Origin of the sequence: Microbacterium allomyrinae (assembly GCF_020682705.1) — a bacterium.
GTDB lineage: Bacteria > Actinomycetota > Actinomycetes > Actinomycetales > Microbacteriaceae > Microbacterium > Microbacterium allomyrinae.
Window position 1 is genome coordinate 499,752 of record NZ_JAGTTN010000003.1, and the last position, 22,240, is coordinate 521,991.

The 22,240-nt window shown below is 70.6% G+C and carries 19 protein-coding genes; 11 read left to right on the top strand and 8 right to left on the bottom strand.

Annotated features, from left to right (window positions below):
• Nucleotides 1–208: 208 nt before the first annotated feature.
• A complete protein-coding gene (locus KEC57_RS12095) occupies nucleotides 209–1,165 on the bottom strand; it encodes a phosphoribosylaminoimidazolesuccinocarboxamide synthase (protein WP_229384864.1) in 957 nt (318 codons plus the stop codon).
• A 79-nt stretch (nucleotides 1,166–1,244) separates the two neighbouring features.
• Between KEC57_RS12095 and KEC57_RS12100 the strand changes: the two genes are divergently transcribed.
• The 4 genes from KEC57_RS12100 to KEC57_RS12115 all read left to right on the top strand — a co-directional run bounded on the left by KEC57_RS12100 (nucleotide 1,245) and on the right by KEC57_RS12115 (nucleotide 4,908).
• The gene (locus tag KEC57_RS12100) at nucleotides 1,245–1,868 is read left to right on the top strand and encodes a PadR family transcriptional regulator (RefSeq protein WP_229384865.1); all 624 of its coding nucleotides are present in this window, start codon (nucleotides 1,245–1,247) and stop codon (nucleotides 1,866–1,868) included.
• Between the two features lie 35 nt (nucleotides 1,869–1,903).
• Entirely contained in the window at nucleotides 1,904–3,427 is a 1,524-nt protein-coding gene (locus tag KEC57_RS12105) for a DHA2 family efflux MFS transporter permease subunit (RefSeq protein ID WP_308187599.1), read from the top strand.
• 76 nt (nucleotides 3,428–3,503) lie between these two features.
• Nucleotides 3,504–3,662, top strand: coding sequence for a hypothetical protein (locus KEC57_RS12110; RefSeq protein ID WP_229384866.1), 159 nt, complete (start codon nucleotides 3,504–3,506; stop codon nucleotides 3,660–3,662).
• A 151-nt stretch (nucleotides 3,663–3,813) separates the two neighbouring features.
• Nucleotides 3,814–4,908 (top strand): fatty acid desaturase family protein, encoded by a 1,095-nt coding sequence (locus tag KEC57_RS12115; RefSeq protein ID WP_229384867.1) that lies wholly within the window; start codon nucleotides 3,814–3,816, stop codon nucleotides 4,906–4,908.
• 256 nt (nucleotides 4,909–5,164) lie between these two features.
• Here KEC57_RS12115 and purD read toward each other — a convergent pair whose 3' ends face one another.
• Entirely contained in the window at nucleotides 5,165–6,436 is a 1,272-nt protein-coding gene (purD, locus tag KEC57_RS12120) for a phosphoribosylamine--glycine ligase (RefSeq protein WP_229384868.1), read from the bottom strand.
• Nucleotides 6,437–6,526: 90 nt separating this feature from the next.
• Here purD and KEC57_RS12125 point away from each other — a divergent pair, with 90 nt between their 5' ends.
• A complete protein-coding gene (locus KEC57_RS12125; protein WP_229384869.1) occupies nucleotides 6,527–6,892 on the top strand; it encodes a sterol carrier family protein in 366 nt (121 codons plus the stop codon).
• Here the strand turns inward: KEC57_RS12125 and KEC57_RS12130 are convergent.
• Together KEC57_RS12130 and KEC57_RS12135 are read right to left on the bottom strand one after the other, a co-directional pair.
• Entirely contained in the window at nucleotides 6,827–7,873 is a 1,047-nt protein-coding gene (locus KEC57_RS12130; protein ID WP_229384870.1) for a WxL protein peptidoglycan domain-containing protein, read from the bottom strand. The two genes, KEC57_RS12125 and KEC57_RS12130, sit on opposite strands and share 66 nt — an antisense overlap.
• A 69-nt stretch (nucleotides 7,874–7,942) precedes the next feature.
• Nucleotides 7,943–9,289 carry a hypothetical protein gene (locus tag KEC57_RS12135; RefSeq protein WP_229384871.1) on the bottom strand — a complete coding sequence of 449 codons (1,347 nt, stop codon included), beginning with the start codon at nucleotides 9,287–9,289 and terminating at the stop codon, nucleotides 7,943–7,945.
• Between the two features lie 134 nt (nucleotides 9,290–9,423).
• Here KEC57_RS12135 and KEC57_RS12140 point away from each other — a divergent pair, with 134 nt between their 5' ends.
• Genes KEC57_RS12140 through KEC57_RS12150 form a run of 3 tightly spaced genes read left to right on the top strand, consistent with a single transcriptional unit; the run spans nucleotide 9,424 to nucleotide 13,093 of the window.
• On the top strand, nucleotides 9,424–10,521 hold the full coding sequence (locus KEC57_RS12140) for a heme/hemin ABC transporter substrate-binding protein (protein ID WP_229384872.1): 1,098 nt from the start codon (nucleotides 9,424–9,426) through the stop codon (nucleotides 10,519–10,521).
• Nucleotides 10,518–11,822 carry a hypothetical protein gene (locus KEC57_RS12145; RefSeq protein ID WP_229384873.1) on the top strand — a complete coding sequence of 435 codons (1,305 nt, stop codon included), beginning with the start codon at nucleotides 10,518–10,520 and terminating at the stop codon, nucleotides 11,820–11,822. The genes KEC57_RS12140 and KEC57_RS12145 overlap by 4 nt, the downstream gene beginning before the upstream one ends.
• On the top strand, nucleotides 11,819–13,093 hold the full coding sequence (locus KEC57_RS12150) for a hypothetical protein (RefSeq protein ID WP_229384874.1): 1,275 nt from the start codon (nucleotides 11,819–11,821) through the stop codon (nucleotides 13,091–13,093). Before KEC57_RS12145 ends, KEC57_RS12150 begins: the two co-directional genes overlap by 4 nt.
• A 169-nt stretch (nucleotides 13,094–13,262) precedes the next feature.
• Here KEC57_RS12150 and KEC57_RS12155 read toward each other — a convergent pair whose 3' ends face one another.
• Genes KEC57_RS12155 through KEC57_RS12165 form a run of 3 tightly spaced genes read right to left on the bottom strand, consistent with a single transcriptional unit; the run spans nucleotide 13,263 to nucleotide 16,227 of the window.
• Nucleotides 13,263–14,042: a heme ABC transporter ATP-binding protein gene (locus KEC57_RS12155; protein WP_229384875.1), complete on the bottom strand. Its 780-nt coding sequence runs from the start codon at nucleotides 14,040–14,042 to the stop codon at nucleotides 13,263–13,265.
• Nucleotides 14,039–15,112: a FecCD family ABC transporter permease gene (locus tag KEC57_RS12160; RefSeq protein WP_229384876.1), complete on the bottom strand. Its 1,074-nt coding sequence runs from the start codon at nucleotides 15,110–15,112 to the stop codon at nucleotides 14,039–14,041. The genes KEC57_RS12155 and KEC57_RS12160 overlap by 4 nt, the downstream gene beginning before the upstream one ends.
• Nucleotides 15,109–16,227: a heme/hemin ABC transporter substrate-binding protein gene (locus KEC57_RS12165; protein WP_229384877.1), complete on the bottom strand. Its 1,119-nt coding sequence runs from the start codon at nucleotides 16,225–16,227 to the stop codon at nucleotides 15,109–15,111. The genes KEC57_RS12160 and KEC57_RS12165 overlap by 4 nt, the downstream gene beginning before the upstream one ends.
• A gap of 163 nt (nucleotides 16,228–16,390) precedes the next feature.
• Here KEC57_RS12165 and KEC57_RS12170 point away from each other — a divergent pair, with 163 nt between their 5' ends.
• Together KEC57_RS12170 and KEC57_RS12175 are read left to right on the top strand one after the other, a co-directional pair.
• Entirely contained in the window at nucleotides 16,391–19,576 is a 3,186-nt protein-coding gene (locus KEC57_RS12170; protein WP_229384878.1) for an HtaA domain-containing protein, read from the top strand.
• Between the two features lie 135 nt (nucleotides 19,577–19,711).
• Complete coding sequence (locus KEC57_RS12175) at nucleotides 19,712–20,059, top strand: potassium transporter Trk (protein ID WP_229384879.1); 348 nt, start codon at nucleotides 19,712–19,714, stop codon at nucleotides 20,057–20,059.
• 39 nt (nucleotides 20,060–20,098) lie between these two features.
• Here KEC57_RS12175 and KEC57_RS12180 read toward each other — a convergent pair whose 3' ends face one another.
• Nucleotides 20,099–20,710: a zinc-binding alcohol dehydrogenase gene (locus KEC57_RS12180; protein ID WP_229384880.1), complete on the bottom strand. Its 612-nt coding sequence runs from the start codon at nucleotides 20,708–20,710 to the stop codon at nucleotides 20,099–20,101.
• Between the two features lie 389 nt (nucleotides 20,711–21,099).
• Between KEC57_RS12180 and purM the strand changes: the two genes are divergently transcribed.
• Nucleotides 21,100–22,224 carry a phosphoribosylformylglycinamidine cyclo-ligase gene (gene purM, locus KEC57_RS12185; protein WP_229384881.1) on the top strand — a complete coding sequence of 375 codons (1,125 nt, stop codon included), beginning with the start codon at nucleotides 21,100–21,102 and terminating at the stop codon, nucleotides 22,222–22,224.
• The last annotated feature ends 16 nt before the right edge of the window (nucleotides 22,225–22,240 follow it).

Consider the following 22,240-nt stretch of genomic DNA (forward strand, 5'->3'; position numbering starts at 1 on the left):
AGGTGGCGAATGTGCCCCGGGGTGGTGCGCGCGTGGCCACGACAGACCGATGCCGGAATCTGCGGATGCCCACGGCTGCGCCGCCCGTCGTTCCCGCACCACCCGCCGTCTCTCAGGAGACGCCGGCCGGTGCCCCGCGCCTGCCCCACCGGTCGCTCCCGTGCCTGCGCCGGTCGCTTCCGCGCCGTCGCTCCCGCTGCGCGGCGGGTCAGGCTGCGGTGAGGCGGTCGAGCAGTTCGCGGTAGCGGGCGGTCGTGCGCTCGACGATATCGGCGGGCAGCGCCGGAGGCTCGCCTTCGCGCGGCGGCGCCCAGTTCGCGGCGAGCCAGTCGCGCACGATCTGCTTGTCGAAGCTCGCCATGCGCTCTTCGGCAGTGGTGCCCGAGGCCCAGGCCGCGGCATCCCAGTAGCGGGACGAATCGCTCGTGAGCACCTCGTCGGCGAGCGTCATCACGCCGTTCTCGTCGATGCCGAACTCGAACTTCGTGTCGGCGAGGATGACGCCGTGCGCCTCGGCCGTGCGCGCGGCACGCTCGTAGATCTCGAGCGAGAGGTCGCGCAGCTCCGCGGCGCGCTCGGCTCCCACGAGGTCGACGGTGCGCTCGTACGAGATGTTCTCGTCGTGCTCACCGAGCGGGGCCTTGTACGCGGGGGTGTAGATCGGCTCGGGCAGGCGGTCGCCGTTGGCGAGCCCAGCCGGAAGCGGGATGCCGCATACCGTCCCGCTTTCGCGGTACTCGGCCCATCCGGATCCGGTGAGGTACCCGCGCACGACGCATTCGATCGGCTGCATGTCGAGACTCTTGACCACCATGGCGCGTCCGGTGACGGCATCCGGGATCAGGTTCTGCAGATCGTCGGGGGTGTTCGCCGCGCCGTCGGCTCCGCGGGTCAGCACGTGCGATGCCGCGAGATGATTCGGGATGCTGCGGCCGCCGTCAGAGCCCGCCAGCCGGTCGAACCACCACAGGCTGAGCGTGGTCAGCAGGATGCCCTTGCCGGGGATGCCGGGCGAGAGCACGTGGTCGAAGGCGCTCACCCGGTCGCTCGCGACGACGAGCATCCGCTGGGTGTCGTCCGTCGGCCGGTACAGGTCTCGCACCTTGCCCGAGTACACGTGGCGCCAGCCGGGCAGGTCGAGAGAGGTGGGGTTCGCGTCCGTCACCCGCCCATTATCCCCGGCCCATGGGTCCCGACGAGCGCGAACAGAGGTATAGTCCATCTGGACTAATCGACATGGAGTGATGGTGAAGGACGACGTCGGCCGGCTGACCCCGCTCGGACTCATGGTGCTCGCGCTGCTCAGCGAGGGCGACATGCACCCGTACGAGATGATCCGCCTCATGCGCATGCGGCGCGACGAGCGGCTCGTCACGATCACCAACGGCACCGTCTATCACACCGTCTCGCGGCTCGAGAAGGCGGGGCTCGTCAGCGAGGTCGGCGTCGATCGCGAAGGCAATCGCCCCGAGCGCACCACCTACACGGTGACGGATGCCGGCGCCCGCGCTGTCGTCGAATGGGTGCGGCGCGAGCTTCCCCGCGTCGATCGCCCTGCCGAGTTCCGCGTCGCGCTCGCCGAGGCGCACAACCTCGATCGCGGCGAGGTGATCGCCCTGCTGCTCGCCCGCAGGACCGCACTCGCCGACGCCCACCGCGCCCTTGTCGAGGGGCACCGGTTCGCCGACGCCAAGGGCGTGCCCGCGCAGTATCTGCTCGAGGTCGACCGTGACGAGGCCCTCCTCGCGGCCGACCTCACCTGGCTCGACGGACTGCTCGTTCGCCTCGACGCCTCCGACTTCCCGTGGGGTCCCGACGTGGAGCCCTCGGAACGCTACATCGCCCAGAGAAAGGCGGCACGACAGTGACCGACGCATTGAGAAGCTCAGCGACCGGGAGCGGCGTGACCGCACCGGGTGCGGCATCCGCTCGAAAGAACAGCGCCCCGCGCAGCCCGTGGCCGGCCCTGTGGGCCCTGGTCATCGGCTTCTTCATGATCCTGGTCGACACCACGATCGTCTCGGTGGCCAACCCCGCCATCAAGGCCGCGCTCGATCCCGACACCAACAACCTCGACAACGTCGTCTGGGTGACCTCGGCCTACCTCCTCGCGTACGCCGTGCCCCTCCTCATCACCGGACGCCTCGGCGACCGCTTCGGCCCGAAGAACATCTACCTCATCGGGCTCGCGGTCTTCACGCTCGCCTCGCTCGCCTGCGGGCTGTCGCCCACGCTCGGCGCACTGATCGCGTTCCGCGCCGTGCAGGGCCTTGGCGCCGCGCTCATGACGCCGCAGACGATGGCCGTCATCACCCGCACCTTCCCGCCGACCCAGCGCGGTGCGGCGATGGGCCTGTGGGGTGCGACGTCGGGCGTTGCGATGCTCGTCGGCCCGCTCGCGGGAGGCCTGCTCGTGGACGGCCTCGGCTGGGAGTGGATCTTCTTCATCAACATCCCGGTCGGCATCGTCGGCTTCGTGCTCGCATGGATCCTCGTCCCGAAGCTCGAGACGCACCCGCATAAGTTCGACCTCGTCGGCGTCGTGCTGAGCGCCGTCGCCCTGTTCCTCATCGTGTTCGGGCTGCAGGAGGGCGAGACCTACGACTGGGGCGTCATCTGGGGCCCGATCACGGTGTGGGGAGTCATCCTCACCGGCGTCATCGTGCTCGGCCTGTTCATCTGGCAGCAGTTCCGCACGAAGAGCGAGCCGCTCGTGCCGATGGAGTTGTTCCGCGACCGCAACTTCTCGGTCGCCAACATCGGCATCTCGACCGTCGGATTCACCGTCACCAGCATGTCGCTGCCGCTCATGTTCTTCATCCAGCTGGCGCGAGGGCTCACCCCGACCGAGTCGGCGCTGCTGCTCGTGCCGATGGCGATCGCCGCCGGCGTGCTGTCGCCCCTCGCCGGCCGCTGGCTCGACCACACCGATCCGCGCGTGCTGCTCGTGCCCGGCCTGCTGCTGGTGGCGGGTTCGCTCGTGCTCTACTCCGCACTGATGAACCTCGATACCCCGATCTGGATGTTCCTCATCCCGTCGTTCCTCATGGGTGTCGGCAACGCCGGCATGTGGGGGCCGCTGGCCACCACCGCCACCCGCAACCTCTCACCACGGCAGGCCGGCGCCGGCGCGGGCATCTACAACACCACCCGCACCATCGGGTCGGTGCTCGGCTCGGCCGCGATCGCGGTGTTCATGCAGGCGCGGATCGAGGCGAACCTGCCCGGTGCGTCGGATGCCGCGGGCGGCAGCTTCGCGGGCGGACAGCTTCCCGCGGCCGTCGCCGAGCCGTTCTCGACCGCGATGGCCCAGACCATCCTGCTGCCCGCCGTCGTCATGCTGGTGGGCGTCGTGGCGGTGCTGTTCCTGCGGCGCCCGAAGCCGGTGTCGCCCGACCAGTGGCAGGCGGCCTCGCTGGCCGACTGAACCGCGGCTTTGGCATGGCCTCGGCGGCTCTGTCAACCGGGTGGACGCGGCATCCGCAGGCGCGCACGATGAGAACATGACCGCACTCGCCGTGATCCTGCTCGTCGTCGGAATCGTCCTGCTGCTGCTGGGCGTGTTCATCGAGGCCGCGAAGTTCCTGCTGTGGATCGGCCTCGTCATCATCATCATCGCCGTCATCGCCTGGCTGATGCGCTTCATCCGGCGCCAGACGTGAGAGGCCTCCGCGATCGGTGAGTCCGCGGTCTGTGAACTCGCTCCGAGCAGCCCCGCACCGCGCGACATCGGCGTAGCCTGAGCACAGGTGCCCCGGACCCCGACATCGTCGGCCCGCACAGCCGTGCGGCCGGAGGATCGGGGCTGGGACGATGACCGAACAAGTCGATCGGGGCGTTCGCGTCGTCGAGCGCCGATCGCGTGCGATCAACGACTTCACGGAGCTCTCGCGCACGGTGGTCGCGAGCGGCTTGATGCGACGCCGTTACGGGTACTACTGGACCAAGCTGATCGGCGGTGCGCTCGTGCTGGCCGCGGCGCTCGCGGGATTCGTCCTGATCGGCGACACGTGGTGGCAGCTGTTCACCGCCGCGGCGCTTGCCATCGTCTTCACGCAGATCGCGATGCTCGGGCACGACGCCGCGCACCGGCAGATCTTCGTCTCTGGGCGCTGGAACGACTGGACCTCCATCGTTCTGGGCGATCTGCTCGTCGGGATGAGCTACGGCTGGTGGCAGCACAAGCACACCCGCCACCATGCGAACCCGAACAAGATCGGGTCCGACCCCGACATCGAGCTGCCGGTGATCGCGGTCACCGCCGATCAGGTCGAGGAACGCGCCAAGCACTACGGCCGCCCGCTCGCCTGGGTGATGGCGCATCAAGGCGTCTTCTTCTTCCCGATCCTTCTGCTCGAAGGCCTCTCACTGCACGCGTCGAGCGTGCGGCGTGTCGTCTCGCGCGAACCCCTCCGCAGGCGTCCGATCGAGATCGCGTTCCTCGCGATCCGCCTCGGCGGCTATCTCGCGCTCGTGTTCGTCGTGCTCTCACCCGGGATCGCCGCCGTCTTCCTCGCGGTGCAGCTCGGCCTGTTCGGCGTGTACATGGGACTCGCGTTCGCACCCAATCACAAGGGGATGCCGCTGGTCCCCGCCGGCGCGAAGCTCGACTTCCTGCGCCGGCAGGTGCTGATGAGCAGGAACATCCGCGGCAGTCGCCTGCTCGACGTCGCGATGGGCGGACTGAATTATCAGATCGAGCACCACCTCTTCCCGTCGATGCCCCGCCCCCACCTCCGGCAGGCATCGGGCGCGATCAGGGAGTACTGCCTCGCGCACGACGTGCGGTACACCGAGACCGGGCTCTGGGAGTCGTACCGGATCGTGACGCGCTACATCAACCGCGTGGGGCTCGGCGAGCGGGACCCGTTCGAATGCCCGCTGCTGCAGGTGCGCCAGGCGGTCTGAGCCAGACCTGCCCCGGATACACCATGTTCAGGGCGAGACACCATCCGCTGTGTGGTGTCTCGTGACGAATGCGGTGTATCCCCTTCAGGCCTGACCCGGATACACCATGTTCAGGGCGAGACACCATCCGCTGTGTGGTGTCTCGTGACGAATACGGTGTATCCCCGACGCGCGGCGCGGCACGGCGCGGCGCGGTCGGGCGCGCACGCACGGCACGGCGCGGTGCGGTGCGGTCGAGCGCGCGCGCTCGGAGAGGTCAGTGCTCGACGACGCGTGCGGCGATGTCGGTGCGGTGCTGAGCGCCGTCGAGGCCGATCTCGGCGACGGCACGGTACACGCGATCGCGTGCTTCGATGAAGGTCGTGCCCAGCGCGACGACGTTCAGCACGCGGCCGCCGGTGGCCACGAGCCCGCCCTCGGACTCGGCGGTGGCCGCGTGGGCGAGGTGCACGCCCTCGACGCTCTCGGCGGCGCGAAGCCCTGTGAGCGGGCGACCGGTGAGGGGTGCAGCGGGGTAGCCCTCGCTGGCGAGCACGACGGTGACCGAGACGGCGTCGGCGAAGGCGGGACGCGGGCGATCCTCGAGATTGCCGGATGCCGCGGCGAGCAGCAGCTCCGAGAGCGGGTCGAGCAGCCGGGGCAGCACGACCTGCGTCTCGGGGTCGCCGAAGCGCGCGTTGAACTCGATGACCTTGACGCCGGAGTCGGTCAGGATGAGGCCGGCATAGAGCAGGCCGATGAAGGGCGTGCCCTCGGCATCCAGTCGGCGGACGACCGGTTCGGCGACCTCTCGAGTGACGAGGTCGACGAACTCCTGCTCGCTGCCGAACGGGCCGTCGAGCCACGGCAGCGGCGAATAGGCGCCCATGCCGCCGGTGTTGGGGCCCTCGTCGCCGTCGAGCAGGCGCTTGTAGTCCTGTGCGGGGCTGAGCGCGAGCACGTGGTCCCCGTCGCTCAGGAAGAACAGCGACACCTCGGGGCCGGCGAGGAACTCCTCTACCAGCACCGGGCCCACGGGGAGGTACTCGTCGGCGTGGGCGAGCGCCGCGTCGCGGTCGGAGGTCACGATGACGCCCTTGCCCGCGGCCAGGCCGTCTGCCTTCACGACATAGGGGGCGCCGAGATCGTCGAGTGCCGCCTCGAGCTCGGGCCGCGTCGCCGCGCGGAGTGCGCGGCCGGTGGGCACGCCCGCGGCGTCCATGATCCGCTTCGCGAACGCCTTCGATCCTTCGAGCTGCGCGGCCGCTTTTCCGGGGCCGAACACCGGGATGCCGCGTGCCCGCAGCGCGTCGGCGACGCCCGCCACGAGGGGGGCCTCAGGCCCGATGACCACGAGGTCCACGGCGTTCTCGTTGGCGAAGATCGTGACCGCCGCGGGGTCGTTCGCGTCGAGCGCGACCAGCTGCGCGTCCTGCCCGATGCCGGCGTTGCCGGGGGCTGCGAAGATCTCGTGCGCCGCCTCTTCCGAGCGCAGCGCGAGGATGATGGCGTGCTCTCGCGCGCCCGAGCCGAGAACCAGGATCTTCACCCGCCCAGCCTACCCGCGGGTCCCCGGCATGTTTCGGGACGTGCGGCCGGCACCGGCCCGAAGGTCGCAGGCGCGGCGTAGCCTGGCCACGTGGCCCGCAAGATCTCTACCGACGACGGACGCTCCGCCCTCGAGGCGGTGCGCGCCGCGGGCGAGGCATCCCTCCCGTCCCGCACCGATCTCGCGACCGCCGTGCGCTACCTGCTGCAGCTGCTCGTCGAGAAGGCCCCCGGCAACTCGGTCGAAGTACGCGTGCCGCCGTTCGGAGCCGTGCAGGTCGTCGAGGGGCCGCGTCACACCCGTGGCACGCCGCCCAATGTCGTCGAGACCGACGCCGTCACGTGGATCGCGATCGCCACGGGCGGCGAGCAGTGGGCGGATGCCGCGACCTCAGGTCGCATCGTCGCCTCGGGCACGCGCGCCGACATCTCCGACCTGCTCCCGCTGCGGATCTGACGGCTCGGCCCGCCGCCGGCGCCGGACGAGCCACACGACGACCACGGCCACGCCGATGACGCTGAACGCGATGAGCAGCGTCCACGGCACGGCGACCACGCCGTACTCGTGCGTGACGGCCGCGAGGGGCTGAGCGCCGAGCCCGATCGCCTCCGGCTGGACGGCGACCGTGCCGGATACCCACCCCCAGGGCGCGATCGGGATCTCACGGACCACGTCGATGCTCGATCCGGGGATCACTTCGGAGAGCACGAGCGGGGCGCTCGCGGCGGCGAAGGCGCCGAACGGGCCGGCGGCGGTCGACGCATCCGTACCGCTGAGGAGTGTGTTTCCGGTGTTCGCGAGCCGGTACGACAGCACGAGCGTGCCGGGTTCGAAGGGGTTCCACGAGGGGGAGTAGGTCGTCGTGACGTTCTGCACGGCGACCGCCGGTGCGATCTCGCCCGAGACGCGCACTGTGACGCGGGTGCCCAGCCGCCGGTCGACGTCGATCGTGTCGGTGGATTCGCCCCCGCGGAACGAGGTGATGAGCCCGGCCGAATGATCGCCGGGCGCCGCATCGGCGGGCACCGTGACCGTGAAGGCGACGTCGGCCTGTTGACCGGGCTGCAGCGAGAGGGCGGCGACGTCGGCGACCACCCACGTGCCGGCGTCGACGGACGGCGCATCCGTCGTGTTCAGGTCGATGTTGCCCGAGGGCGTCGTGTACGCATCGGCGGCATAGACGGCGAGGTCGAGGGCCGTCGCGCCGGTGTTCGTCACACGCATGGTGTCGGTGAGGGTGGCGCCCGGGTCGACGGCGTACGAGAAGTTGGGGCGGCCGGCGCCCTGGGCGCCGTCGACGGTCTCGACCGTCCACGCGATGGCGGGCGGGGCGTCGGCGGCGAGGGCCATGGTCGGGGCGAGGACGGATGCCGCGAGTGCGGCCAGAGCGAGGGCCGCGGACGCGAGGACGGACGACAGGAGCGGGGGGCGAGGCATCGGGTCTGCTTTCGGGAGCACACGAGGGGTCCGGCGCCGTGCGCCGGACCCCCGCCATGCGGTTGTGGGTTACTGGACGGCGGTGAGCGTCAGCGTCGTCTTGTAGTCCCCTGCAGCAGTGCTGCCGGGGATGACGAGCGACAGGTCGGCGCCCACCGTGGCGCTGGTTGCCGCGTTCGAGCCGGCCAGCACGCTGGCGGCGGCGAGACCTGCACCGCCGAGCTGCGTGGACGTCACCGCGGCACCGGCGGTCGCGCTGCCGGCGGTCACCTTCGGCGCCCAGCCCAGGTATGCACCGGTGAAGGTGTTCGCGCCCGAGACGAAGTCCGACACCTGGCCCGAGATGCTCCAGCTGTAGGCGCCGGTGCCGCCCGTGCGGGTGTCGGTGACGACGACGTCGTTCAGTGCGCCCGTCGCGGTGAAGGTGGCACCGGTCGCGGTCGCGGTCCCGAGGTCGACGGCCGACTCGGTCGCCCATGCCCAGCCGAACGAGCCCGTCGCGGGCTCGGACGCGGTGGGAACCTCGACGGTGATGTCGCCGGGGGCCGCCGCGGGCTCGGTCGGAACCTCGGCGAGGACGAACCCGATGTCGATCGGCAGCGCAGGCTTGAGGTCCTGGTTGCCGCCGCAGCCGGTGGAGTAGAAGTGCGCCGAGACCGAGGCGCCTGCCGGGTCGCCGGCGAGCGTCTCGACGAACTCGGCGGGCCAAGAGCCGGCCAGGCTCGGCGCCGTGCACGTCGTGATCTGGCCGGCCACGATCGTCGGATCGAGCACGACTCCGGAGAAGTCCGGCTTCAGTCGCAGGCTGTCGCTGTCGAGGCCGCTGATCGAGCCGGCACTGAACGTCGCCAGCGTGAGGCGCCCGTAGTCGACCGCCTCGAACGGGTTGCCGCTCATGTCGGTGCCCGCGCCGATCGTGAAGTCGAAGGTGAGCTCACCGGATCCGTCCGCTGCAACCGTCAGTTCGGGGTCCGAGTAGATCTCGTTCGGTGCGTTGTAGATCGCCGGGTACGCGTTGACCGTGTAGGAACCGATCCACGAGAGTGCTGCGGCTCCGGTGTCGGGATCGACGGTGCCCTCGCCCTCGCTGAACTTGACCGCGTTCGGGTTCGCGCCGGCCGGGGCGTTCGTCGGGAAGGACGTGGCCGGGAACGCAGCAGTCACGTACTCCGTCTGGGTCGCGCCCGAGAGCTGAACGACGTTGCCGGTCAGGTTCTTGAACGTCCATGGCCCGAAGATGCCCTTCTGGGCATATCCGTTGAGGCCCCAGGTGAAGGTGGCTCCGTCGACCTCGGTTTCGGCGGCGTTGGCCGGCGCGGCGACCGCGAGGCCGGACGCGGTGAGCGCGACGGCGGCCCCCAGGGCGGCGAGTCGCCGCGCGAACGGGCGTCTGTGTGTGTCGGTGCGTGATGGCACGTCGAATGTTCCTTTCGGATTCGGGAATATGCCGAAGCCGGGCGATTGTTGCCACGACAACTTCGGTTAGGCTTACCTTATTAAGCCATCGAGGATTAAGGCAAGGCTTGCCTAACTCGAACCAGGAGATCCTGTTGACGAAGCCCACTCATCGCCCTGTCCGCGCGGTCGTCGCGCTACTTGCCCTGTCGCTCGCACTGACCGGATGTCAGGGGGCGGGCGCCCACGGCGCCGACGACGGCCCCGCGACGCCGCCGCTCGCCGAGGTCACCGTCGTCGATGATCCCCGCAGCTGGGAAGGACCGAGCACGGCTGTGGCCGGCACGACCGCGATCGATCCCGTCACCGCGGGCGAAGTGCAGCTGCCGGTCACTGTCACGGACTCGCAGGGCACGAGCGTCACGGTCACCGACGCATCCCGCATCCTCGCGCTCGACATCTACGGGTCGCTGTCGAGGATCGTGTTCGAGCTGGGGCTCGGCGACCAGGTGATCGGGCGTGACATCTCGAGTGGCTTCCCCGAGATCGCCGGCGTCCCGCTGGTGACCCAGAACGGCCACGACCTCAACGCCGAGGCGATGCTCGAGCTGAACCCGACCGTGATCCTCACCGACACGAGCCTGGGGCCCTGGGACACCATCCTGCAGATGCGCGAGATCGGCATCCCCGTCGTCGTCGTGGACTCGCACCGCTCGATCGACGGCATCGGCGGCCTGATCGCCGAAGTCGCCTCGGCCCTCGGCGTCACGGAGCGCGGATCGCTCCTCGCCGAGCGCACGCAGCATGCGGTGGCCGCCAAGGTCGCCGAGATCGCCGCAGTCACACCGGCCGATCCCGCCGACAGATTGCGGATGCTGTTCCTCTACGTCCGCGGCCAGTCCGGGGTCTACTACCTGTTCGGTGAGGAATCCGGAGCCGACACCCTGATCGAGGCGCTGGGTGGTATCGACGTCGCGGGCGAGAACGGGTGGATCGGGATGCGCCCCCTCACCGCAGAGGCGCTGGTCGCCGCGAATCCCGACGTGATCCTGATGATGACGAAGGGTCTCGAGTCGGTCGGCGGTGTGGACGGACTCGTCGAGCACATTCCGGCGGTCGCTCAGACGACGGCCGGGCAGCATCGGCGCATCGTCGACATGTCCGACACGACCATCCTGAGCTTCGGCCCGCACACGGCCGGGGTGCTCGACGCGCTCGCGGTCGCGCTCTACGCCCCTGAGGACGCATCGTGACCGGCTCGCGGCTCCCCGGCCGGCTGGCTGCGGCCGCGGCATCCGTGGCTCTCGTGGCGGGCATCCTGCTGCCGCTGTCCGCCGCTCACGCGGCCGCCGGGGTCGTCGTGACCAACGCGCAGGGCGCGGCCACCGCCGACCCCGACTACGCGACCGAGATGACGGTTCGAGGCAGCGGATTCCAGTCGATCGCCAACGGGTTCGGCGGGGTCTATGTGCTGTTCGGCTGGGTGGACGACCCCCGCGGCACGTCGTGGACGCCGAGCAGTGGCGGACTCGTCGGCACCGACTTCCGATACGTCCCCGACTCGGAATCCCAGGACAACCAGGGCTTCCAGCGGTTCGTGGCGTTCCCGGGAAGCGAGACCGAAGGCGCCGCGCACGCGGTGATGGCCGCCGATGGCTCGTGGACGGTGTCGATGGTGGTTCCCGGCGCGGTCTTCGAGAGCCGCGACCGCTCGGGAAACAACTCGAGTGTCGACTGCCGTGAGGTGACGTGCGGCATCATCACGATCGGCGCCCACGGCGTGAAGAACGCCAACAACGAGACCTTCACGCCGATCACGTTCGCCGCTGCCGGTACGGGCGCGGCAGGAACGACGGATGCCGCTGCTGCCGCCACCGGCACCGAGGCGGCTCCGGCGATCGGCGCGCTGCGCCTGGGGCTCGCGAGCACCTCCGTCGACGCCGGCACGTCCGTGGCGTTCACCGGCCAGGGCTTCACACCGGGGGAGCAGGTGGTGGCGACCCTCGACAACGGACTGGTGTCGGTGGGGCCGCTCGCGGCGGGCGCACAGGGCGAGGTCGCCGGCGTTCTGCCGGTGCCGCGCGACGTTCGAGGGGGCACGCACCTGGTCACCCTGACCGGTGCGGCTTCCGGCGGCACTGCCGAGGCCCAGGTGACGATCGTCGTGTCCGACACCCTGATCGCCACGCCGGCGACCCAGGAGACGCCGATGTGGCTGTTCGTCGTGCTGGCATCGAGCATCGTGCTCGCGCTCGTGCTCATCGTGACGAGCGTGATCGTCTCCATCCGCCGGGCGGCGCGTCGCGGGCGAGCGGCACGCAGAGTGAAGAGCGCGAGCGCAGCGCCCATCGCCGCCGGTGCGGAGAAGGAGGCGGCCACGGATCCGACCTCGGCCACCGGGATCGATGAGATCGCCGGACCGGTCGCCGCCCCCGGCGCGGCGACGACCGTCTCCCCCGTCGCACCGGGGGCGCAGGTCGCACACGCCGGTGCCGAGGCATCCGGTCCCGATTCCGAGACGCTGGCCCTCTCCCTGCCGGGGGCAGAGCGATGAGGCGTGCGCCCGGCCGCCTGCTCGCCGCCGCCCTGCTGGCCGGCACGCTCGCGCTGGCCCCTGCCGTCGCGAGCGTCGCGGCCGGCACGACCGACTCCGAGGACGGAGCATCGGGCGGCGAGATCCACGTGACGGTGCCCGAGCGCGGCCCGCAGGACGGCGACGCGATCGCCGATGCCCAGTTCCGCTGGGGCCTCAACACCGAGTCGGGGGCCGGCGCGTTCGCCGGCGGCTGCAACTTCCTGAGCGCGGGTCGCGCGGGAGATGTCGGGGGCGGGGGAATCGTATGGGGTGCGGGCGCGACCGACACGGCCGGCGCTGCGCTGTACCGCGCGACCGACGGCGACGTGCGGATCGAGAAGCCGGCGCGATCGGGGGAGTACGACCTCGCGACCTGGGCAGGCCGCTGCCTCGACGCGAACGGCACCGCGGTCACGGCATCCTCGCTCACGAGCCAGACCGGCAACCAGGTCGTCATCGACGGCGGCACCGGCGTGCGCGCGGCCGACGGCAGCCTCGAGATCCGCTGGTCGGGCTCGTTCACCGTCGTCTTCTACGGCGGCATGACGTACTGGAGCGCGAGCGATCCGGTGCTCTCGATCGATGCATCCGGCGACGGCCGCGTCACCGCGACGGCGAGCGGATACGCGGCCTCCATGGAGAATCTCGCCGAGTGGCGTGAGATCGAGAAGCAGCAGATCGTGCTGGCCGAGCTCCGAGGCGCCGACACGTCGGGGGACGGATTCATGACCGACCCGCTGTACGCCGGGGTCTCGGTCTCCGGCGTCGGCCAGGTCGCTCGCACGGCCGACAACGCGGCCTACTGGGGAGCCTTCCCCGCCTCGTTCGTGCAGTTCCAGAAGCTGACGGGTCAGGCAGGCTACTGGCTCACGACAGGCGGGGTGCGCGATCGCGCGAAGGTCGCCTCGACCCTCTACATCAGCTACGACGCGCGGGCACCCATCACGGTGGTGCCGCCGGAGACGGATGCCGGAGCCGCCGCGGCTCCGCAGAACACGATCCGGCAGCGCCCTGCGTCGGCGGCCCCGGCGCTCGCTGCCCCGGCGGTTCCGGCATCCGTTCCCGTCTACGCGCTCGCCGACGCGTCGACCGTGCTTCCGCAGAGCGAGGGGCTCGTCCCCGGCAGCCTCTCCGGCACGGCGAACCCGCTCGTGATTCCGCTGCTCGGCACCGCGCTCGCGCTGAGTGCGGCGATCGTCGCGGTGCTCAACATCATGCAGTTGCTCCCGTGGCAGCGACGGGCGCCGTAGCGCTGACTGTCCACTTCATGTGCTCTCACCGAACGCACACGTCGGGCACGTGCGCAAGCTGTGTTCTCGGTGAGAGCACATGAAGTGATCCCCGGGGTCCGCCAGTGAGTCGTCACCGGGAGGTGCCAGTGAACGCGGCGCCGCGACCCACTCGCCGGCCGAGCCGGCGTCAGGCGCGGCGCGGCGTGACGAGGGGAATCCCGGTCACCGGGTGCGGGAACACATCGACGGGCTGCGCATAGACCGCCTCGATCCGCTCTGCGGTGAGCACCTCGGCCGGGGTTCCGGTCGCCACCACGCGGCCGTCGGCGAGCAGCGTGACGCGGTCTGCCGATGACATCGCCGCGTTGAGGTCGTGGAGCACGACGGCCACCGCCGCGCCTTCGCGCGCACGCCGGCGGGCGACCGCGAGCACGTCCTCCTGGTGCTTGAGGTCCAGCGCCGCGGTCGGTTCGTCCAGCAGCAGGATGTCGGTGCCCTGTGCGAGCACGCGCGCGAGCGCGACGCGCGCCCGCTCGCCGCCCGACAGTGAAGGGATCGCGCGGGCCGCGAGTGCGGCGATGTCGGCGTCGGCCAATGCGCGCGCGATGGCCGCGGCATCCTGCTCCTCGTCCGAGATCCGTGCCCAGGGAGCCCTGCCCATCTCGACGACCTGCGCGACGGTGAACGGGAAGGTCACGGCGTTCTGCTGCAGCAGAACGGCGCGCAGCCGTGCGAGCTCTCGCGCCGAGTAGTCGCCGATCGCGCGTTCGTCGAGCAGCGCCGTGCCCGAGGTCGCGCGCACATCGCCCGCGATGACGCCGAAGAGGGTGGACTTGCCCGCGCCGTTGGGGCCGACGAGTGCGTGGACCTCGTGCGAGCGGATCTGGACCGATGCGTCGGAGAGGATGGCGCGGCGCGATCCGTCGGGGACGACGGTGACCGCGCGCGCCTCGAGCCGGACGTTCATCCCCAGCCTCCTGCCCGCCGCCGGGTGCGGATGAGCAGCCAGAGGAAGAACGGGCCGCCGACGAGGGCGGTCAGCATGCCGATCGGCAGATCGGCCATGGGAACAGCCGTGCGCGCGACCAGGTCGGCCAGCGCGATGAGCAGCGCGCCGCCGAGCGCGCTGGTGACCATGAGGGGAAGGTGCGCCGGGCCGATCGCCATGCGCATCAGGTGGGGGACGACGAGCCCGACGAATCCGATGATCCCGGCGAAGGCGACCGCCGCGCACACGAGGAGGGCGACCGTCACGATCACGACGATGCGCAGCAGCTCGACCCGCACCCCGAGATGGCGGGCGGTGCGCTCGCCGAGCGCGAAGAGATCGAGTCGTCGCGAGACCGCGAAGGCGATGACCACACCGATCGCGATCAGCGGCGTGATCACCGCGATGTTCTGCCACAGCGCGCCGTTCAGACTCCCCAGCTGCCAGAACACGATCTGCTCGCGGGTGGCGGTCGTGCCGAGGAAGGTCATGAAGGCCAGGCCCGCCCCGGCGATCGCATTGACGGCGATGCCGGTGAGCAGCAGGGTGACGACTTCGGTGCGTCCGCCGGACCGGCTCACGAGGTAGACGGTGAACACGGCCACCAGTCCGCCGACGAACGCCCACACCGGGGTGGTCCACATCCCGAACATGGCGAGCCCGAAGGTGAGGCTGGCTGCTGCGCCGAGCGCGGCACCGGATGAGACGCCGACCACCGCGGCGTCGGCCAGCGGGTTGCCGAAGATGGCCTGCATCAGCACGCCCGACACGGCGAGGGCCACGCCTACGAGCAGACCCAGCACGATTCTCGGCAGACGGATGTCCATCACGACGCCGATCGCCGTCGGTTGCGTGGGGGCGCCCGCGAGGTCGATGCCCAGCTGGCCGAGCAGGATCCCGATGACCTGCTCGGGCGTCAGAGCGTACTGGCCCAGGCCGAGCGAGACGACGGCGGTGACGACCACACCCAGCGCGAGCGCGATCGTCAGGAGGACGAAGCGCGATGTCCGGGGGCGGGTCGGTGTCCGCACGACGACTTCGGCCGTCATGTCGCAGGCTCCGCTGGTGAGGTCGGCGTCGGCGAGTCCGCCGGGGCGTAGACCGCCCGCGCCAGCGCCCGGATGACGTCGGCGGTGCGCGGCCCGAAGCTCAGGATCTCGGCATCCGCCATGTCGACCACCCGGCCGTTCGCACCTGCCGGAGTCTGAGCGAGCGCGGGGATGCGCTCGATGAGTCCGTCAACACCCCCGACGGACGAGAGCCCGTCGGTCATCATCACGAGCACATCGGGTTCGGCGGCGACGAGCGCCTCGGCCGTCATGGGCTTCATGCCCTCCCAGCCGATCTCGGACGCGACGTCGATCCCGCTGACGGCGTCGATCAACGAGTCCGCACCCGAATCCCGGCCGAAGATGTAGTAGACGTTCGCGCTGCCGCGCACATAGAGGAAGAGCATGCGAGGACGATCGGATGCCGTGCCCGGCGTGACCGCGGCGACCTCGGCGATCGCGCTGTCGATGTCGGCGGTCAGCTGCTCTGCGAGCGCGGTGCCTCGCGTGGGGACGCCGAGCGCTCCGGCGATCTCGGCGACGAGGTCGTCGGCGGTGTCGATGCGGCGTTCGCCCGAGATCACCACGACGGCGATCCCGGCGTCGCGCAGCTGCTGCCGCACCTCTTTCGGCCCGATCGTGGTGTCGGTGAGCATCACCGTCGGGGCGATCTCGAGGATCGCCTCGGCGTTGAGGGTGTGTCCGGTCTTGGTGACGACCGGAAGGTCTGCGGTGCCGTCGAACGTGGTCGACGAGTCGCGCCCCACGACGTTGTCGCCGAGGCCGAGTCCGAAGACGGTCGCCGCGATCGTGCCCGAGATGTCGACGGCGAGGATGCGACTGACATCGGTCACCTCCACCTCGCGCCCCTCCGCGTCTGTGACGGTGACCGGCAGCGTCGGGTCGTCATCGACGGTGACCGGCTCGATCGCATGCGAAGACAGGCATGCAGTGGATTGTCCGGTCGCGGTTCGCGGGTCGTCGACGAGCGTCAGAGCCGCGAGCGGCTGCTCCGCCTGCACACAGATGTCAGCGCTCGCGTGGCTCGCCGCGGCGCATCCGGAGAGGCCGATGGAAGTCACCGCGAGCAGCGCGAAAAGACGGATTCGTCGCATGAGGGTAGCCTTACCTTAAACTTGACGAAGGCTGAGAGGGTGCCGTACGGTCGGGTTGAGTTTAGGTTAGCCAAACCAAACCTTTCCTCCAAACCCGACCCGATCGCATTGATGCACCGGCTGCGTGCTCTTGGCGTGCGCGCCGGTCCCCTACGGAGACCCCGTGTTCACGCAGCCCGTCCTCGACCGCGGCAAAGCCGCCGTCGCGACGCTTCTCGCCCTTCTGCTCCTGATCGCCGGCGCGATCGTCGCCCCATCCGCCCACGCCGCCGGTCCCGCCGTCTCGGTCACCGACGCGGCGCGCGCGGGCGGAGTCGTGACCGTCACCGGCTCGGGCTTCGCGGGTGTCAGCCCCGGCGTGTACCTCGCCGTCGGACCCGTCGGCCTCCCCGGCTTCTACGCCGGATCCTCGCAACTGGGCGACACCGTCTGGATCGCGCCGGGCAACGTCGACGGTGGTTCCGGTGCCGGCCGCACCGCGCCGATGTCGGCCGAGGGCACGTTCAGCGTGCAGATGTCGGTTCCGGCATACACCGACGGTGCCCAGCACGCGATCTACACCTCCAAGGCTCACGGTCAGGGCTTCGCGGACACGAGTCAGAACACCACGACCGAGATCGCGTGGGAGCAGCTCCCCGCTGCTGCGACCACGACCATCATCAGCGTGAACCCCGCCGCCTCCAGCCAGGCCGGAGTGGACTTCACGCTGGGCGCGACTGTCACGCCCGAGGCATCGGGAACGGTCTCGTACTTCAACGGCTCCACCAAGCTCGGTGAAGCCGCCGTCGGCACGACCGTGACCACCAGCATCGCTGCAGCCGGCACCGCGTCGCTGACCGCCGTCTTCGCGCCCGCGGAGCCCGCGGTTTTCACCGCGTCGACCTCCGCCGCGGTCTCGTACGAGATCACCGCCGTGCCCCAGCCCGAGATTCCGGTTCCCACGGTGTCGGTGTCGAAGACGTCGGGGTTGGATGCTGCGGGTGAGACGATCACGGTGACGGGTACGGGGTTCGTGCCGAGTGCGCCGGCGACGAGTGGGACGCGGCCGCCGTTGGCGGGCACGTTCACGGGGTCGTATGTGGTGTTCGGCAAGTTCGCTGATGTGTGGAAGCCGTCGGCGGGTGCGACGAGTGCGGCGCGGAAGGTGCTGTCGCAGAAGTGGGGTGTGCTGGAGGCTGATGTCGCGACGATCGGTGGTGCTGCTGCGGGTGGCATCGTGATCGGTGCGGATGGCTCGTTCCAGACCACTTTGACGGTGTCCAAGACCGAGGCGTCGGAGTTGCTCGGGGGCAATTACGGCATCTACACGTATCCCGGTGGCGGGGCGTCGTATGCGCCGTTCGAGACGTACACGCCCCTCACGTTCGCCGACCCTGCGCCGGTTCCCACGCTCGACGTCTCGGTGACGGACGTCTCGGCGTCGGCCGGTGCGACGGCCCGCGTGGTCGGGTCGGACTTCGGTGATGTGACCGGCGCATACGCCGCGATCATCGAGAAGGGCACCGAGGCGGAGCTCACTGCGGGCGGCGGATACGTCGTCTTCGGCTTCTGGGCGACGCCCGGGGCCATCGTCGGCGGGGCGTTCGACAAGACGCTCGTCGCGCCGACCGAGGAGCTGGATCCGACGAAGGAGTACGAGGTCGTCGTGTGGAAGAGCCACACCAACCCGACCGCTGACACGATCTACGCCCGCGCAGACGTGCCCTTCACCGCGGACCACTGGAAGATCCTCTTCCCCGACGCCCAGCCGCCCGTCGAACCCCAGCCGCCGGTCACGCCGACGGATCCGCTGACGCCGCAGGGCGCGGGCTCGCTCAAGTGGGCTATCTCGTCGAGTTTCGCGAGTTACGTCACCGGCCCGATCGCACACGGCAGCATCGCGGCGACCAACGGCGCCACGCGCGCCGACGGCGTGTTCCAGTTCGGTCAGGCTGCGGGCAGCACCTATGACGCGGCGACCGGCACCGGCACGGTGTCGTATACCGGCGCCGTCCGCTTCACCGGACATGCGGGCGTCCTCGACGTCACCGTCGCGAACCCGCAGGTGCGCATCGCGTCGCCTTCGTCGGCGTCGCTGTACGTGACGAGCGGCGGATCACAGGTGGCGTTCGCGACGCTGAACCTCGCCGCGGGCACCCGCACCGCCACCAACGGAACGGTGACCTACACCGGTGTTCCGGCGAGCCTCACGGCTGCCGGGCAGAGTGACGTGCTCGAGGGATTCACCACCGAGCTCGACCCCGTGACGTTCACGGTCGGCATCCCGTCGGCGGCCCCCGCCGGCTCGACGGGAACGATCGCCGCAGCCGCCCCTGCGGCGGCGAAGCGCAGCATCCCGTCGGCTCCTCCCGCGGCGACCGGCATCGACCTCGACGACGACGCCCTCGCGGCCCTCCAGTCCGGCGGAACGGCCACCGTGTCGGCATCCGGGTTCGAGCCGAACGAGTCGGGCATCCAGGTCGTCGTGTACTCGACGCCGACGCTCCTCGGTGAGGTGACGGCGGATGCCTCGGGCACGGCCACCTGGACCGGCTCGCTTCCCGCGACGCTCACCGACGGGGAGCACACCCTGACCTTCCAGGGGTCGGTGGACCGCGGCATCCGCTTCACGCTCGCTCGTGCGGCGATCGCGACCTCCGGGTGCGTCGTCGACGGTGCGAGCCTGAACTGGGGCTTCAAGGAGAGCTTCCGCACCTACGTCGAAGGCATCGCCGCCGGCGGGTGGGAGCTCACCGACCTCGTCTACGAGTACCCCGCCTACGTGTGGACCGGCGGCACGGGAACGGTGGATGCCGAGGCCCGGACGGGTCTGGTGACCTATGGCGGCAGCATCCGCTTCACGGGGCACAGCGGCGCGCTCGACACCACCCTCTCCAACGCTCGGGTCGAGCTCGCCGGCGACACCGGGTACGTGGTGTTCGATGTGAGCGGCACGACGCAGGCGGGAGAGCCGGTGACGGCTGAGGGCATCCGCTTCGCGGAGTTCGCCCTGCCCGACCTGGAACTCACCGACGACGGGCTCGTGCTCGACACTCTGCCGGCGACGCTGACCGCAGCAGGAGCGGCCGCGTTCGGCACCTACCCCGCGGGCGAGGAACTCGACCCGGTGTCGGCTGTTCTGCCCCTCACCGCGGACTGCGCGGTCGACGCGGTCGCGGTCGACGCCGACGTGCCGGTCGCCGAGGCTGCCGAAATCGAGGCCGTCTCGGCCGAATCGTCGGACGCGCCGGTGTGGCCGTGGGCGGTCGGGGGGATCGCCCTGGTCCTCGTGATCGGTGCGCTCGTCTGGATCGTGGTCTCCCGCCGCCGTGCGACGGCCGGCGGAAGCGGAGACTCGGCCGCCGACTGAGTCGGCGGCGCAGGGACGGCGCCCGCGGGCACGGTTGTCGAGCTGCTCGACACCGCGGGTGCCGTCCCTCTTTCGTCCTCGGCAGGGATCGCGAGACCGGGCGCGCTCGCGCACCGGGAGTGGGACAATGGAGGCATGCCCGAGCACAGCCAGGACCGCATCGAGACCGTGCGCGTGCGCCGCGCACCGAAGATCTCGGTCTTCCTGCTGTTCGGTGCCGTGCTGGGCGTGCTGGTGGCGCTCATCCTGACGTTCGCCTTCAACGGCTCCGCCGATGTCAGCCCCAACACGGGCGTCGTGTACTCGCAGGGCCAGGTCTTCGGCTTCCTCACGCTGGTCTGCGTGCCGATCGGCCTCGCGATCGCCGGTGTCGTGGCGCTCGTCCTCGACCGCCGCTCGCAGCGTCGCACCCGCGACGTCACGGTCGATCACGAGTCGGTGCACGTCGATCCCGAGCCCGAGACGAATCACGACAACCACTGACCGGTTCGCGCAGCGCACATCCGGCCCCGCTGCGGTCGGTCAGGCGAGCTCGGCGATGATCGGGTGGATCGCGGCGTCGAACGCGACGACATCCCCCCGCAGTCCGTCGGTGACCGCGATCGTCAATGACCCGATCCACCAGACTCCGCGCTGACTGAGCGGAAGCACCTGCACATTCAGCTCGAACGAGTGCGCACGGCGGCCGACCTGCCGCTCGTACTCGGCGATCGCGCTCGCATAGGCCCGGTATGCGGTGCCGGAGCCGACGTGGGCGTCCCGCTGGTAGCGGGCGTTCGTCGACTGGGCGAAGGCGAGTGCTTCGGGCGCGTGGGGGATGATCGCGGCACGCAACTCGTCGGAACCCTCGGTGGGCAGCGCGAGGAGGGTGTCGAAGCCGTCGACGAGGTCGAGCGGCACAGGAGAGGGGTGGGCCTGCGGCTCGACCGTCATCGCCCAGTATTCGCGCCACTCGCGCTCGAGCAGCGCCTGTGCCGTTGCATCGCGATCGTTGACACGCGGGGGGATGCCGCGCAGGTGCGGCAGCTCATCGGGCGAGCGGATGCCGAGCACCTGGCGCAGATAGAGCGCGATGAGGACCGACTGCCCGGCATCTTCGCGGATCAGCCACTCCGGTGCTCCGGCGCCGCCCATGCGGCCATTGTAGGACCGTGGGTCGCGGCTCGGTGCCTCTGGGGCGGCGATAGGCGGGCGGTTCGCGTACGTTCGCGCAATCGCGTATATCCGCCCCGGGGCGGATTGCGCACCTCGGGGCGTGAATGCCCCGCGCCGGCGGGACGGATGTGCCCCGGGGTGGCGGCATCGACCGCAGACGAGGGGACGCCGGGCGGCCTGTGCCCTGTGACGAGTCCGCCCCGGGGCGGATTGCGCACGCCGGGGCGTGAATGCCCCGCCCCGGCGTGACGGATGTGCCCCGGGGCGGTGGCATCGACCGCAGACGAGGGCCGACGGATGCCGCACCCAGCCTTCACGGTGAGGACTCAGGGCATCCGCACGGCCGGGCCGCCGGTAGGCTGGTACCCGTGGCTTCCTCCTCTCGCGACGCCCCGGTCAATCCCTACGCGGCAGCCGGGGTCGACACGGCCGCCGGCGACCTCGCCGTCGAGCTGATGAAGTCGGCTGTCCGCCGCACGCACGGCTCCGAGGTGCTCGGTGGCGTCGGCGGTTTCGCCGGGCTCTTCGACGCGACCGCATTCAAGGCGTACGACCGGCCCCTTCTCGCGACCAGCACCGACGGCGTCGGCACCAAGGTCGCGATCGCGCAGGCCATCGACAAGCACGACACGATCGGGCTCGACCTGGTCGGCATGGTCGTCGACGACATCGTCGTGGTGGGCGCGAAGCCGCTCTTCATGACCGACTACATCGCGTGCGGCAAGGTCTTCCCCGAGCGCATCGCCGACATCGTCCGCGGCATCGCCGCCGGCTGCGCCGAGACCGGCACCGCTCTCGTCGGCGGTGAGACGGCCGAGCACCCCGGTCTGCTGGGCATCAACGACTACGACGTCGCGGGCGCCGCCACCGGCGTGGTCGAGGCGTCTCGACTGCTGGGCGCCGATCGTGTGCGCACCGGAGACGTGGTGCTCGCGCTGGCCAGCTCGGGCCTGCACTCGAACGGCTACTCGCTCGTGCGTCACATCGTCGCGGGCGCCGGCATCCAGTACGGCGACAACGCCGCAGACTTCGGGGTGACATGGGGCGAGGCCCTTCTCGAGCCGACCCGCCTGTACACCCAGCCGCTGCTGCGGCTGATCGCCGATCACGGCGACCGCATCCATGCCCTCAGTCACGTTACCGGCGGCGGAATCGCGGCCAACCTCGCGCGCGTGCTGCCGCGTGGCACGTGGGTCGAGGTCGACCGGTCGACGTGGTCGCCGTCGCCGGTGTTCCGCGTGCTCGCCGACCTCGGCGATCTCGAGCTCACCTCGACCGAAGGCACATGGAACCTGGGCATCGGGTTCCTCGCGGTCGTGGCGGCCGACAAGGCGGATGCTGCGGCATCCGCTCTCGCGCAGGATGGCATCGCGGCATGGCAGGTGGGCGTCGTGCGCGACACCGCGCTGCCGGACGGCGATTTCGAACAGGGCGCCAAGGGCGTCGACGGCGGTGCCGTGCGCCTCGTCGGTTCATACTCGGACGACGCGTGATCGATCGCGGCAGCCG

Bases quoted from the DNA above. Each gene is read 5' to 3' on its own strand.
- KEC57_RS12150 (WP_229384874.1), top strand. From the start codon at position 11,819: ATGAGGCGTGCGCCCGGCCGCCTGCTCGCCGCCGCCCTGCTGGCCGGC.
- KEC57_RS12115 (WP_229384867.1), top strand. From the start codon at position 3,814: ATGACCGAACAAGTCGATCGGGGCGTTCGCGTCGTCGAGCGCCGATCG.
- KEC57_RS12100 (WP_229384865.1), top strand. From the start codon at position 1,245: ATGGTGAAGGACGACGTCGGCCGGCTGACCCCGCTCGGACTCATGGTG.
- KEC57_RS12160 (WP_229384876.1), bottom strand. From the start codon at position 15,112: ATGACGGCCGAAGTCGTCGTGCGGACACCGACCCGCCCCCGGACATCG.
- KEC57_RS12155 (WP_229384875.1), bottom strand. From the start codon at position 14,042: ATGAACGTCCGGCTCGAGGCGCGCGCGGTCACCGTCGTCCCCGACGGA.
- KEC57_RS12180 (WP_229384880.1), bottom strand. From the start codon at position 20,710: ATGGGCGGCGCCGGAGCACCGGAGTGGCTGATCCGCGAAGATGCCGGG.
- KEC57_RS12110 (WP_229384866.1), top strand. From the start codon at position 3,504: ATGACCGCACTCGCCGTGATCCTGCTCGTCGTCGGAATCGTCCTGCTG.
- KEC57_RS12130 (WP_229384870.1), bottom strand. From the start codon at position 7,873: ATGCCTCGCCCCCCGCTCCTGTCGTCCGTCCTCGCGTCCGCGGCCCTC.
- KEC57_RS12175 (WP_229384879.1), top strand. From the start codon at position 19,712: ATGCCCGAGCACAGCCAGGACCGCATCGAGACCGTGCGCGTGCGCCGC.
- KEC57_RS12165 (WP_229384877.1), bottom strand. From the start codon at position 16,227: ATGCGACGAATCCGTCTTTTCGCGCTGCTCGCGGTGACTTCCATCGGC.